11 protein-coding genes are annotated in these 14,312 nt (G+C 39.8%); all 11 read left to right on the top strand.

Going from position 1 to position 14,312, the window contains the following annotated elements:
- The 11 genes from AC1TO9_RS22185 (at nt 1) to AC1TO9_RS22135 (ending at nt 14,310) form a co-directional block, all read left to right on the top strand.
- Nucleotides 1-1,209 (top strand): SLC45 family MFS transporter, encoded by a 1,209-nt coding sequence (locus AC1TO9_RS22185; protein WP_482057241.1) that lies wholly within the window; start codon nt 1-3, stop codon nt 1,207-1,209.
- 139 nt (nt 1,210-1,348) lie between these two features.
- Nucleotides 1,349-2,281: a manganese-dependent inorganic pyrophosphatase gene (locus AC1TO9_RS22180; protein ID WP_482057242.1), complete on the top strand. Its 933-nt coding sequence runs from the start codon at nt 1,349-1,351 to the stop codon at nt 2,279-2,281.
- Between the two features lie 334 nt (nt 2,282-2,615).
- On the top strand, nt 2,616-2,933 hold the full coding sequence (locus tag AC1TO9_RS22175) for a thioredoxin family protein (protein WP_482057243.1): 318 nt from the start codon (nt 2,616-2,618) through the stop codon (nt 2,931-2,933).
- 114 nt (nt 2,934-3,047) lie between these two features.
- Nucleotides 3,048-4,868, top strand: a complete 1,821-nt coding sequence (locus AC1TO9_RS22170; protein WP_482057244.1) for a sensor histidine kinase — start codon at nt 3,048-3,050, stop codon at nt 4,866-4,868.
- Nucleotides 4,861-6,414, top strand: coding sequence for a response regulator transcription factor (locus tag AC1TO9_RS22165; protein ID WP_482057245.1), 1,554 nt, complete (start codon nt 4,861-4,863; stop codon nt 6,412-6,414). Before AC1TO9_RS22170 ends, AC1TO9_RS22165 begins: the two co-directional genes overlap by 8 nt.
- Before the next feature lie 384 nt (nt 6,415-6,798).
- Nucleotides 6,799-7,779 (top strand): ABC transporter permease, encoded by a 981-nt coding sequence (locus tag AC1TO9_RS22160; protein WP_482060533.1) that lies wholly within the window; start codon nt 6,799-6,801, stop codon nt 7,777-7,779.
- Between the two features lie 15 nt (nt 7,780-7,794).
- Nucleotides 7,795-8,694 (top strand): carbohydrate ABC transporter permease, encoded by a 900-nt coding sequence (locus AC1TO9_RS22155; protein ID WP_482060532.1) that lies wholly within the window; start codon nt 7,795-7,797, stop codon nt 8,692-8,694.
- A gap of 123 nt (nt 8,695-8,817) precedes the next feature.
- Entirely contained in the window at nt 8,818-10,503 is a 1,686-nt protein-coding gene (locus AC1TO9_RS22150) for an ABC transporter substrate-binding protein (protein ID WP_482060531.1), read from the top strand.
- Between the two features lie 541 nt (nt 10,504-11,044).
- Nucleotides 11,045-12,397: an ABC transporter substrate-binding protein gene (locus AC1TO9_RS22145; protein ID WP_482060530.1), complete on the top strand. Its 1,353-nt coding sequence runs from the start codon at nt 11,045-11,047 to the stop codon at nt 12,395-12,397.
- Nucleotides 12,398-12,496: 99 nt separating this feature from the next.
- Entirely contained in the window at nt 12,497-13,450 is a 954-nt protein-coding gene (locus tag AC1TO9_RS22140; protein WP_482057250.1) for a carbohydrate ABC transporter permease, read from the top strand.
- Nucleotides 13,447-14,310, top strand: a complete 864-nt coding sequence (locus AC1TO9_RS22135) for a carbohydrate ABC transporter permease (RefSeq protein WP_482057251.1) — start codon at nt 13,447-13,449, stop codon at nt 14,308-14,310. Before AC1TO9_RS22140 ends, AC1TO9_RS22135 begins: the two co-directional genes overlap by 4 nt.
- The last annotated feature ends 2 nt before the right edge of the window (nt 14,311-14,312 follow it).

Here is a 14,312-nt window from a genome sequence, read left to right as displayed (position 1 = left end):
GTGAAAAAAACATGGTTGCTAGGATTTGGCTTCTTCAGTATTAGTATTACATGGGCATTATATAATGCATTTGTTCCCTTGTTTTTGGAGCATTACGTACAAAGTATAGCGGTTGTGGGCTTTTTGATGACGATCGACAATTACTTTGCACTCTTCCTACAGCCATGGATAGGGAATCGAAGTGATCGCACTAGAACGCGATATGGTCGAAGAATTCCTTTTTTACTCATTGGGATGCCTTTTGCAGCGATCTTTACGGCCATTATTCCATTCCACACGGGGCTATTTACCCTTCTATTATTCATGATCTTGATGAATCTATCTATGAGCTTGTATCGATCTCCAACAGTCGCATTAATGCCGGACATTACACCAGAGAACGGACGTACGAAGGCTAATGGAATTATTAACTTCATGGGTGGTATAGGTTCGATTATTGCATTTGGTGTAGGTTCCTTGTTGTATGATGTCCATCGGTCAGCACCATTCATTGCGGCGGCGGCATTAACTCTAATCTGTCTTCTGATTGTCTCTCGCTCCATTAAGGAAGAGCGCGATGGCATCAACTTGCCTGAAGAGATCTCAGCGGCTAATAAGAAGCCTCGTATTTCATTGAAGAGTCAGCTCGATCGCACGACGGTATTCTTGCTAACAGCTATATTTTTCTGGTTCGTTGCTTACCAAGGTGTTGAAACGCTATTTACGTTATATGGTAAGAATCATCTGGGACTTACGGAGGGAGAGGCTGTATTCTCGCTCGCCTTCTTCTCTGTAGCATTTGTCCTCTTTGCCATTCCAAGTGGGTTCTTAGGCAAAATATTTGGAAAGAAGAAGATGATCGTTATAGGGATATGCGGCTTGTTCGTAGTATTCGGACTCGTAACCTTCGTTGAGGATTTGCTTATGCTTCGCATTGTATTACTCATTGGAGGTATGTTCTGGGCATGTATAAATATTAATTCTTATCCATTTATTATTTCAACGGGTAAGGAAGAGAGTATTGGCACAAGAACAGGACTGTATTATCTAGTGTCATCATTGGCTGCGATATCATCTCCACCACTGTTGGGCCAGATGATCGATAGCTTTGGGTATTCTATATTATTTTATTGTGCATCGGCAAGTATGCTTGTAGCGTTGCTGTTCATGCTGATGGTGAAACAAGGTCATGAGCCTTTGGATAGGGTAGATCAAGGGATATCGGGCTAGTTGGGCTTTGTATTGCCCTATTTTTCAATTATTCTCTGTAAGGGGATTGGAATAAGTCGAATTTGACGTTATAATCTATAAATAGGACAATCATTCTTGCGTATTTTCCATTGACCACGAGAAGGAGAGAATAATCATTATGACGAAGGTACTCATATTTGGACATAAGAATCCAGACACAGATACAATTTGCTCTGCTATTGCTTATGCTGAACTGAAGAAGGCTGTAGGTGTAGATGCTGAGGCAGTAAGATTAGGTAATGTAAGTGGGGAAACACAGTATGCACTAGACTATTTCAAGATAGATGCACCACGTCTTGTTGAGACGGTATCTAACGAAGTAGAAGAAGTTATATTAGTAGATCATAACGAACGTCAGCAAAGTGCGAGTGATATCGATAAGGTTCGTGTTGTTGAGGTTATTGACCACCATCGAATTGCTAACTTTGAGACAAGTCATCCTTTATATTACCGTGCTGAGCCAGTTGGATGTACAGCAACTATTTTGAATAAAATGTATAAGGAAAAGGGAATTGCTATTCGGAAGGAAATTGCAGGCTTAATGTTATCTGCTATTATTTCTGACTCCCTACTCTTGAAATCACCAACATGTACGGATGAAGACGTAGCTGCTGCTAAGGAATTGGCTGCAATCGCTGGCGTTAACTTGGAAACTTACGGGCTAGATATGTTAAAGGCTGGTGCCGATCTTAGCGATAAGACGATCAAAGAATTGATCACTCTTGACGCTAAGGAATTCCAAATGGGCGATTACAAAGTGGAGATTGCTCAAGTGAACGCGGTGGATACGAATGATGTATTGAGTCGTCAGGCTGAAGTGGAAGCTGCTTTGTCTGCTGTTGTAGCTGATAAGGGACTGGATCTATTCGTATTCGTAGTAACTGATATTCTTAACAACGATTCCGTTGCCTTGGCACTTGGAACAGTAACGAATGCAGTTGAGCAAGCGTACAATGTTAAGTTAGTTAACAATATAGCATTGCTAAAAGGTGTCGTATCGCGCAAATCGCAAATCGTACCGGTATTAACGGAAGTCCTGAAGACACTATAATTCCTTAAATAAAGAGCGTAGTCATAGCCGAGTTTTGGCTTGACTGCGCCTTTTTGTTGATGGGGGGAAGGGACCGTAGGATGAGTTTTACCGGTGATAGTAGTGATTACGGAGTGCAAGATAACTATCAGCAATAAATCTAGAAGTAGCAGAAGCCCCGGAATAGAACAAAAGAAGGGAATGGATATGGAGCGAAGAGTTTACGGTTAGCCTTTAAAGTCGTGTTCCATCCCACCCACGATAGTCACTTACTCATAATCTTTAGATAGTTTGCAAAAGAATAAATAAACGTTAAAATAAAGAGAAGAACATGTTCACTAGGAGGAATAACAAGATGGAAAGAATTCAAACAGAAGAACAGTACCGTCAACTGACACAAAGCGATGAGTGGACTGTCATTAAATATGATGCGACGTGGTGCCCGGATTGCAAAACATTGGATAAGTTTATGGATGGAATTATTGATAATAATCCCGACAAACGTTTCTACGCGTTGGATGTTGAACAATTATCCAATATTTCTGAAGAGAATGATGTACGAGGAATTCCGAGCTTATTAGTGTATCGCAACGGGGAGAAGATCGCACATTTGCATAGTAAATTCGCCAAGACCCCTGCACAGATTACAGAATATTTGGATTCAATTAAGTAGGATCAGGTCTGCTACTGTATCGACTAGTAACGGTACCCTCCATCAAATTGCAATTTGATGGCAGGGTATTTTTCGCGTGAGGGCTGGAAAGCTTAATTGGATCCAAGCTATGCTATGATGGATATGAATGGAGATGAGGTAAACACAATGTGGAGCTTTTTCCTCCGGAAAACCAACAATATTCAGATCAAGAATAAGCTACTCTATTCCTATATTATCGTCGTGATGATTCCAGTAATTATTATTGGGGCTATTGTCATCGGATACTTCCGTCAAATAGCGATAGATAGTGCGATTGCTCAAATGTCCAATAATGTAGATAAGGTACGTAATCAGTTGGCAAATATGCTGAAAGTGCCGATTGATATATCTAATAAGCTTTACTTAGATAGAGATTTACAGTTGATTGTGAATACTGATTATAACAGTAACTTGGAATTATTCCATGCTTATCAAGGTTACAAGGAATTCGATGAAGTAAAAGGGTTGTATTCAGAGATTACCGGGATCCGATTCTATCATACGAATCAAACGATGAGTGACAATACTGATTTCACCCGGATTAATCAAGACATACGTCAAACACAATGGTATGAGACCGTTAGTGATAGTAATGGAATTGGTTGGTTTTACGTGGAGAACATCAATGCATCGTCGGTAAAAAGATTGAGCTTGGTTCGACGTATTAGATTTAGTGAGTACCCAACACAGGGTGTTCTTGTGATCTCGCTGAATCAGGATTTATTAGATTCAACGCTTAGTAACGAACCCTTTGAGACGATGATAGCAGATGACAGTGGTAGTATAGTGGCTGCGAAGGACCCTGAATTAGTAGGGATGACGCTCACAGAGCTTGATCTGGACTTTGCCCTGAACCAGAATACAAAGAATATATTTGAGACTGATGTCAATGGAGTTCCTTCCCATGTTGTTATAAGTAAGCTGACACCGCAATCAAGTCGGAATGGACTTAATATCGTCTCTGTATTTACTAATGAGAGTATTACCCAAGCTTCACAAAAGATTGGTTGGGTTGGCTTGCTACTGATTCTACTAGTACTAGCACTTGCGCTTGGGCTTGTATATGTAGTGTCACAGCTTATATCCAGTAGACTACTTCATCTAAGTAGGCAGCTTAACAGAGTAGCGAGGGGGGATTTCACCGTAAGCTCCAATATAGATGGTAATGATGAGATTGCGCAGTTATCACGGCAATTTAATTATATGGTTAATAGCATTAATGATTTAATGAACAAAGTCTATGAAACGAATGAGAAGAACAATAAATTAGAAATTGCTCAAAAAGAAATTAAACTTAAGATGATGGCTAGTCAAATTAATCCCCATTTCTTATTTAATGCACTAGAATCTATTCGAATGAAGGCACATATTAAAGGGGAAAAGGAAATCTCTTATATTGTTCGCTTATTAGGTAAGCTCATGCGTAAAAACTTAGAAGTCGGTAGTGGAAGAACTACACTGAAAGAAGAAATAGAGATGGTCCGGTCTTACCTAGAAATTCAAAAGTTCAGGTATGAAGACCGCTTGAATTTCGAACTAATGATGGAACCGGACTCTATGAATGTAAGTATTTTGCCACTTATTATACAACCCCTCGTTGAGAACGGAATAATTCATGGGCTTGAAAGTAAAGAGGTTGATGGGATACTCGTTGTGAAAAGTTGGGTAATGAATAATGAATTGAATATCGAAGTCACAGATAATGGTAGTGGAATCTCACCTGATCATCTCCAGAGTATAATAGCTTCTTTAGAAGTAGATGAGATGGAAGGCGCTCGAATCGGACTTCGAAATATTCATCAAAGGCTTACACTATATTATGGGGACAAGTACGGTTTAAACATCACTAGCCAGCTGGAAAAGGGTACGACAATACATTTCAAATTACCTATGGGAGGGAACAACCTTGTTTAATGTATTGATTGTAGATGATGAGCCTTCTATTCGTGAGGGACTAAAGACGATTATAGAGTGGGAAAAGTATGGATTTAAGGTGATAGATACTGCCTCTAATGGACGGGAAGCTTTGTCGAAGTACAATCAACTTCGCCCCGATCTAACCATCATTGATATCCGAATGCCAGGAATGACAGGACTTGACGTAATAGAACAAGTCCGTCTAGAGCATAGTGAAGGGCGATTCTTAATTCTAAGTGGTTATGCTGATTTTGATTATGCGAAGAGAGCTATTAGTTACAGCGTTGATGGTTATTTACTGAAACCAGTGGATGAAGATGAGATGATTGTAGAATTGCAGCGAATTCACACCTCATTATCCGAGCAGATGGAGCTGAAACTACGGAATTCCGAGGAGGATCACTACTTTCGAGCTCATCTCGTGGAAGAGTTCCTGTTCCACGACAATGAGCATGGAAATATAGAGAGTGTTGTGAATTTAGGACTGTCCTGGAATAGTTATCAGATCATTTTGATCGAAGTACATGGACAGGCTATAGATGAATCTATATATATAAATGCCCTCAAGGGAAGATTAATTGAATATTTTGATGAAACTGAACAGGGAATTGTCTTTTCGGCGGGTTCAAACCTAGGTATATTATTAAATGATGTTATCGATAGAGAGGAACAAGCTATTAGTTTGTACGCAGAACTTTCTAAGATGACGGAGGAGTGGAATCGGCTTGCCTACGTCGCTTCTGGTCCAATAGTCAAGGAAATAGGAGAGATAGGAATATCATATAGTTGTGCAACGGAGTTACTTCAACATCGATTCCTTTTTGAACACAAACGTGTCATGATGAAGGACGATCTTCAGAGCATGATTAGTCATTTCGGTAACAAGCCTGATGTAAGCCAAAGTGATGAGATTGAATTATCTGATAAGCTTTATTATGCCTTGGATATTCGAAGTAAAGATGCCTTATGGAGAGTAATGGAAGAGATAGAACAACGAATTGTGAGTATTAGTCGCTCGGAACAGTCGATAAAATCCTTATACGCCCAGATCTTCGCCAGTGCGATAAATAAGCTTTTTAATAGTAAAACTGAGTTGAATCCTATATTACAACAATACTCATCATTTATTACAGAGGTGTACCAGCAAGTCACTCTGAAGGATTTAAGACAGCTGACGATCGATCATCTGAGTAGTTTAATCGAAGGATTAGGTGGCATCAGCAAGGATACTGTGTTGAAACAAATGATTGATTTCATTCAAAGAAACTATAATGAGAATTTGAAACTAGAACTTTTAGCAGAAGTGTTTAATTATAATAGCGCATATCTAGGGAAACTATTTAAAAACTATACGGGCGAACAGTTTAATACATTTCTGGATAAGATCCGTATTGAACAAGCGAAAGATTTACTTTTAGAAGGTTTAATGGTTCATCAAGTGGCTTCCCGTGTAGGTTATGCAAATGTGGATTATTTCCACAGTAAGTTTAAAAGATATGTAGGGGTCTCTCCGTCCTCGTATCGAATTATGGAAAAAGATTAACGCATAGAGGAAGTTCAAAAAGTCATCTTTTGATCACGAAGTATAGCAGGAGGTTAATTCGACATCGAATGTTGAATTCAGCCGGTCCTTCCGGTGCTCACGTAGGTACTGCCTACGCTCCGCTCCTCACTCCCTATCTTCATCCAATCTTCTCGGTACTGAAAAGCTGATTTTTTGAACTCGTATGTAAAATGAAGAATTATGTCGAGAAATGTAATAATAAATGATCCGTTTACATAAAAACGGGTCATTTTTCATGATTTTCAAGAGGGATTCTTGACTGATAGCTAATTATTATATGACTTTATATAAAAATGATTGGGTATGATGCTTATGTGGTATCAAGTAAAATAGAATATATCAAATAGAGGAGGGGTCCTTAAGATGGAAACGCTAACAACCAGCGATAAATCTCCCGATAGTAACAACGGAGCCACGCAAGCTCCAAGAAAGAAAAAAGGGCTATGGAATTCGCTTGTAAAACAAAAGTATTTATATTTAATGTCTTTACCATTTGTAATTTGGGTGTTTGTATTTAGTTATTTGCCTATATGGGGATGGACGATGGCTTTTCAAGACTATAAGCCAGCGCGCTCTTTCACTGAACAGAAATGGGTAGGTTTTAAGCATTTCGTTGAGTTATTCTCTGATGAGCGGTTCTATCTAGTGATGAGGAATACATTAGCGATGAGCTTAATGGGATTAGTATTTGGATTTGTAGTTCCCATTATATTTGCACTTTTGCTTAATGAACTTCGTGCTGTAATGTTTAAAAAGTTTGTTCAGACTGTTTCATACTTACCTCACTTTGTATCATGGGTGGTTGTAGCAGGTATTATTACGAAAGTATTATCCACAGATGGTGGTGCTGTAAACCAACTGTTAATGCTTCTTCATATTATTGATGAACCTATACAGTTCATGGCAAAAGGGAATCTATTTTGGTACATTGTTACCATTTCAGATATATGGAAAGAAACCGGTTGGAATACGATTATTTACCTAGCAGCCATTACCGGGATTGACTTAGAACTTTATGAGGCGTCACGTGTAGATGGTGCAAGTCGATTCAAACAAATGTGGCATATTACGTTGCCTGGAATTCGTACAACCATATCGGTCCTACTCATTATGTCTATTGGTCACTTGATTAGTATTGGCTTTGAGAAACAATTCCTTCTTGGGAATAGCCTAACTACGGACTATCATGAAGTGCTTGATCTGTATGCACTGAACTATGGTCTCAATATGGGTAGGTTCTCATACGGTACGGCCATTGGGATATTCAACTCTGTTGTGAGTGTTATCTTACTCTTTACAGCTAATGGTCTTTTCAAAAAAATCACTAAAGAAAGCATAATGTAGGAGGAGGGGGTAGATATGCCAAATAAAGCGTTTAATGCAACCAAGTCCGAGAAAATATTCGATGTATGTAATATTATTTTTATGGTACTTGTTCTAATTGTTACTTTATACCCATTCATGAACGTACTAGCAATTTCATTGAATGATTCTATTGATACTGTACGTGGTGGAATAACGATTTGGCCACGACAATTCACGTTAGACAACTATAAAACGATTTTTGGTTATGATACTTTGCTTCAAGGGTTACAGGTATCCATTCTTCGTACACTAGTCGGTACATTCTTAGGATTACTGAGTGCATCGATGATTGCATTTACACTTAGCCGTGTAGATTTCAGTGGTAGAAAGTTTATCTCAACATTTCTAGCATTAACGATGTACTTCTCAGGCGGATTGATTCCTGGATATATCCTGATGCGCGATTTGAACTTGATCGGAACGTTCTGGGTTTATGTATTACCTGGATTAGTAAGTGCGTTCAACGTATTCATCGTGAGATCTTTCATTGATGGTCTACCATACGCATTGCAAGAATCAGCTAAGCTCGATGGAGCAAATGACTTCACGATTTATTGGAAAATTATTCTTCCGCTGTGTAAACCAGTTCTTGCTACGATTGCATTGTTTATTGCTGTGGGACAATGGAACTCATGGTTCGATACGTACCTATATAACGGAAGCAATGCCACCTGGACGACATTACAGTATGAATTGATGAAGGTACTACAAAGTACTCAATCAGGTGGTTCAGCAGTGAATGCTAACGATATGGCACAAAAGATGGCTCAGATTTCCCCGGAATCAATCAAAATGGCGATTACCATCGTCGTTACAGTTCCAATCTTAGTTGTGTATCCTTTCCTACAGAAATACTTTGTAGGTGGTATGACACTAGGAGCAGTGAAATCGTAGGTTTTACCTAAAGTAGTTCTTAAATATGACGGGTTACCGAGGAAAGTATGGCAATACTGGTCAATCCGTCAGATAAAAAAATATATAGAGATAGATTACAGATTTGAATAGGAGGTTTTACAAATGGCAACTGGTAATAAGAAAAAGGCGGCGTTCCTAGCGCTATTAGTGTCTTCTTTAGTGGTAGCAGGATGTGGTAGTAACTCAAATAATGCAACACCAGTGGATACGGGAGATACAACATCACCAATCACTTTCTCTTTCTTTGGTGCAGATGCAAGCCCTAGTTGGAACAAGATGCAAGATGATGTTGGGAAAGTGATTACGGAGAAAACGGGTGTAACGCTGAATGCAGAATATGCTATTTCTGGTGGAGGTCAAGACAAGATCGCTCTAATGGCAGCAAGTGGTGATTATCCTGATTTGATCTATGCAAAAAGCGATGTAGCTAAGTTGGTGGATGCTGGCGGCATGCTTGATCTGACAGATCTGATTGAAGAACATGCCCCGAATATCAAAAAGGTATATGGTGAATATATGGATCGTCTCCCATACAGTAATGAGGACAGAGGGATCTATGTTATTCCGACGAACGCGGCTGTGAATCAGACTAGCTTTGATGCAACGGGTGGATTTGAAATTCAGCATGAAGTGCTGAAGGAATTAGGTTATCCAGAAGTGAAGACACTTCAAGATTTCGAAGATGTGTTACAAGCTTATTATGACAAGCATCCTACGATTGACGGTCAACCTACGATTCCTTTAACTTTGGATGCGGATGATTGGAGAATCATGATCACGGTAACGAACCCAGCTTTCTATGCTACGGGTGCTCCTGATGATGGTGAATATTTCATTGATCCCGAAACGTTTGAAGCTCAACTTCACTATAAACGTCCGGAAGAAAGAGAGTATTTCCGTTGGTTGAACCACATGTATAATATAGGTCTACTGGATAAGGATACATTTATACAGAAGAGTGACCAATACAAATCCAAGATTTCCAGTGGTCGTGTTCTCGGTCTGATTGACCAAGAATGGGGATATGCCGATGCTGAGAACGCTCTGAAATCAGCTGGTAAACCTGAAAGAACGTATGCGCATTTCCCTGTAACTCTTTCTGAAGAGTATAAGGATCATACCTTTGTAGATACAGGGTTCTTGTCGGGTTGGGGCGTGGGAATTACAACGGCAACGAAGGATCCTGTTCGCGCCATTAAATTCCTAGATTACCTAGCTTCTGACGAAGGACAAGTACTGATTAATTGGGGTGTTGAAGGCAAGCATTATAATGTTGTAGATGGTAAACGTGTCATTCCTGCGGATGTCTTAGATCAGAAGAATAATGATACTACTAATTTTACTAAGACATCAGGTATCGGATTATATGGCAACATGTCTGCACACTACGGTGACGGTGTACTAGACCCAACAGATAACTATTATACGACGAACTTCCCAGAACAAATTGTAGCTAACTACACTGAGGCTGAGAAGGAAAGTTTGAAAGCGTACAATGCAACAACTTGGAAGGATCTTTTCCCTACAGCAGAGGAATTCCCTGTTAAGGCTTACGGTGCTGCATTTAATATCACTGTAGAAGAAGGCTCAAGTTACGCTGTTAAATTCCAGAAAACACAAGATATTATCCGTAAACGTATTCCAGAAGCAGTTCTAAGTACTCCTGAGAAGTTCGATGCTGTGTATGATGCTATGTTGGCAGAGCTTGATAAAGCTGGCGCAGTAGAGATGGAGAAAGAATATACTCAACTCGTAAAAGATCGCGTAGATCTATGGAGTGGTAAGTAAATTGTGAAGTAATATGGATTAGGGGGCCCTGCATATGCAGGGCCCTTTTTTGTGTTGTGGAAGTTTCTATGGAGACCTCGCGGGTAGAGCCAGCCTTTCACTCTACAAAAAGGTTACTGCAGGTAGACGCAGGGAATTGTGATAGTAGTAATACCCTCGAAAGTAGAACAAAAGAAGGGAATGGGTATGGAGCGAAAAGTTCACGGTCCGCCTTTAAAGTCGTGTTCCATCAACTGAAAACAATTCAAAGAACAAGACTTTAAGAGTGGATGTAGCCCATAACTGAAAGTGATACGAAGTATCGCTAGCATCGTAAGCATAAGCTCCCTTCCCACCCACCACATAAACTCCTCAACTAAGGGCGCCGCAAGGCGTTTTTTTTAATATCCATTATGTATAACGGAGTCAGTAATAGAGTAGAAGTAAAATGGATTCGTAATATTTTCACCCTAAAATCGCAATATTACCACCTCAAAATATGGGAATAACTCTTGTAGAATAAAGACTGTAAACAGAAACATTCTTGAGAGGGGTTAAGAAAATGAAAAGAGTTAAACATTGGACGGTATTAATGTTAGTCATCTTGTTGGTAGCTTCTTTAACAGCGTGCGGAGGAAATAACACGACGAATAATAACGCTAAGAACAGCACGCCTACTACTGAACCGGCGGAAACCAAAACACCTGATGAACCAACAAAACCAGCTGAAAAAGTTGAGCTTTCCTTCTGGTCATTGGGAACGACAAACTATGAGGAACTTGGTAAGGAATATACGAAGGAAAATCCAAACGTTACAATCAAGTTCCAGAATACGTCAGATCAAACTGCGCATCACAACAATCTGACAACATCATTATCTGCAGATTCAGGTGCTCCTGATATCTTCATGCTAGAGATTGGTTTCATGGAGCGTTTCATTAACGCTCAAGATAAATTCTATAATCTAAATGATTTAGGTGCTAAAGATATTGCAAGTAACTATTTAGACTGGAAATGGAAACAAGCATCATCTGTTGATGGAAGCTTCCAAATTGGTCTACCTACGGATATTGGACCTACCGTTGTATACTATCGTACAGATCTTGCTGAGGCAGCGGGTTTACCCGTTGATCCTGAAGGATTCGGAGCAAGCATTGATACTTGGGATAAATTTGCAACCGTTGCCAAAGATTTTAAAGACAAAACAGGAAAGCCATTTGCTGACTTGACGGATCTCGTATACAACGCAGTTCGTGATCAATCAGCAGATCAAATTTACTTTAATGCAGAAGATGGATCCTTTATCGGAGATACCAATCCACAAGTCAAGAAAGCTTTTGACTTTACAGTGAAGGGGATTCAAGAAGGATGGGTCGGTAACACTTTACTATGGTCTCCTGAATGGGGTCAAGCAATGACGGATGGTGGATTTGGGGTTATATTGGGTCCTGCATGGATGGCGGGGAACATTAAGAGTAATGCTCCAACTTCAACAGGGAAATGGAAAATCGCTCAATTACCAGAAGGTGCTGGTAACTGGGGTGGATCATTCTTAACATTGCCTAAGGAAGGTAAGCATCCACAAGAAGCGTATGACTTCATAGCTTGGTTGGATAGTCAAGAAAGCCAACTTGAATCGTTCAAAGCAAGTGGATTGATGCCTTCTATTCCTGCACTTTACACAGATGCAACCTTTACAGGATTCCAAGATGAATTCTTCGGAGGTCAAGCAACAGCAGTTGAATATGGTAAAGCAGCAGAACGCGTTAAGCCCGTTTATTACGGTCCATTACATGACCAAACTGATACATTCTTCAAGGATGCACTTAAGAACGTGTTAGAGAAGAAAGCTGATCCAGCTAAAGAGTGGGATGCAGCCGTTAAGAAAGCGAAGACATTGGCAGAACGTAGCTAGAAACTTCTTACTACAATCAGTATAACAAACCATCCAAATTCGCAGGAAGGGACACTTCTTGCGAATTTGGATTTGTATATCATTCCATGGAGGTGCATCATGGCAGAACCCATTATAGTTCAACCATCGGTCAATATGAAGAAGCCATTTTTAACAGAACAACGACGGAGCCGTTTTATGGCCTATATGTTTATCTCGCCTTTTTTCATTTTATTTTCTATATTTGGTCTGTATCCAATTCTATTCACCATCTACTTATCGTTCTTTAAGTGGGACGCATTAGGTCCTATGAAGTATGTTGGGATCAAGAATTATGATCTGATCATCAGTGATCCAACCTTCTGGATTTCATTTAGCAATACGTTAATTATGGGGGTTATGGGGACAGTTCCGCAGTTAATCATTGCTCTTTTTGTGGCAGTTATCCTAAATTCGTCCCTAACTAAATTTAAGAAGTCATTCCGTATTCTATATTTCATGCCGAATATTACATCGATCGTTGCTGTAGCGCTCGTATTCAGTACGATGTTCGGTAACAATGGGATGATCAATTGGCTTCTCAATGGTTTGGGAATTGAGAATGTAGCATTTAACTCCGGATGGTGGGGCGTTAAGATTGCAATATCCACGATGGTGATGTGGCGCTGGACAGGATACAATGCCATCATCTTCTTATCAGGTCTACAGAGTATTCCGACAGACTTGTATGAGGCGGCTGAGATCGATGGAGCCAATAAAAGTCAAAAGTTATTATTTATAACGTTACCTCTATTGAAGCCATTTATTGTGTTCGTAACTTTATTATCAACCATTGGAGCGCTTCAGTTATTTACTGAACCGTATGTATTCCTTGGACAATCAGGAACGGGTTCTACTCGTGAGGAAGGTGTCACGATGGTTACATATCTGTACAGTGAAGCATTCCGTAATGGATTCTTTGGTACCGCCGCTGCTACGGCAGTTATGTTGTTCTTAATCACCATTGTTTTCTCCGTTCTGAATATGGTGATATCCAGCCGGTTAGGTGGTAATACAGGAGGGGATTCAGCATGAGTTCTGTAAATACAGTAGCATCGAAACGAAGCAATTCAGGTGTTTTTAGTAAAACACTATACTATCTAATGCTTATTGTTGGGGCTTTAGTGTCTATCTTTCCATTCTATTGGATGTTCGTTATTGCTACGAATGATCGTGGAGCGGTGTTCCACATTCCACCTTTGTTAACGGTTGGAGATCAATTCTTTCATAACTTTGAACGTGTATTAGAGAAGTCGGACTTCTTTAGGGCGCTGGGCAATTCGTTGTTCGTCTCTTCCATGGTTACGATTTCTGTCGTATTCTTTTGTACACTTGCAGGATATGCCTTCGCGAAATACGAATTTCCTTTCAAAAAGGTTCTGTTCTTTTGTGTTATTGGTACTTTGTTCGTTCCCACTCAATTGAGTGTTCTTCCGACATATATTATTATGGCGAAGCTACATTGGATTGATAGCTATAAAGCGCTCATTGTGCCTGCTATGGTTAACGCATTCGGGATATTCTGGATGAGACAGTATATTTCTACTGCCGTGCACTCCGAGTTAATTGAAGCGGGTCGTATCGATGGTGGCGGACATTTTCGGATTTTTTGGAATATTGCGATTCCAGTGATCACACCGGCAATGGCAACACTTGCTATACTTAATTTCATGAACGTATGGAATGACTTCTTCTGGCCACTAGTTGTTCTGAAGAATAAAGAGAATTATACGATACAGATTGCATTGCAACAGTTATTCTCGAACCGTGATGGTCTGGATTATGGCATGATTATGTCAGCAACTTTTACGGCAACAATACCTCTATTAATTGTTTTCCTTTTCTTTAGCAGATATTTCATTGCAGGGCTAACATCAGGTGCAATCAAGAGTTAAAT

This window comes from Paenibacillus sp. Y916, from assembly GCF_056786435.1.
This window is presented reverse-complemented; position numbering and strand designations above follow the sequence as displayed.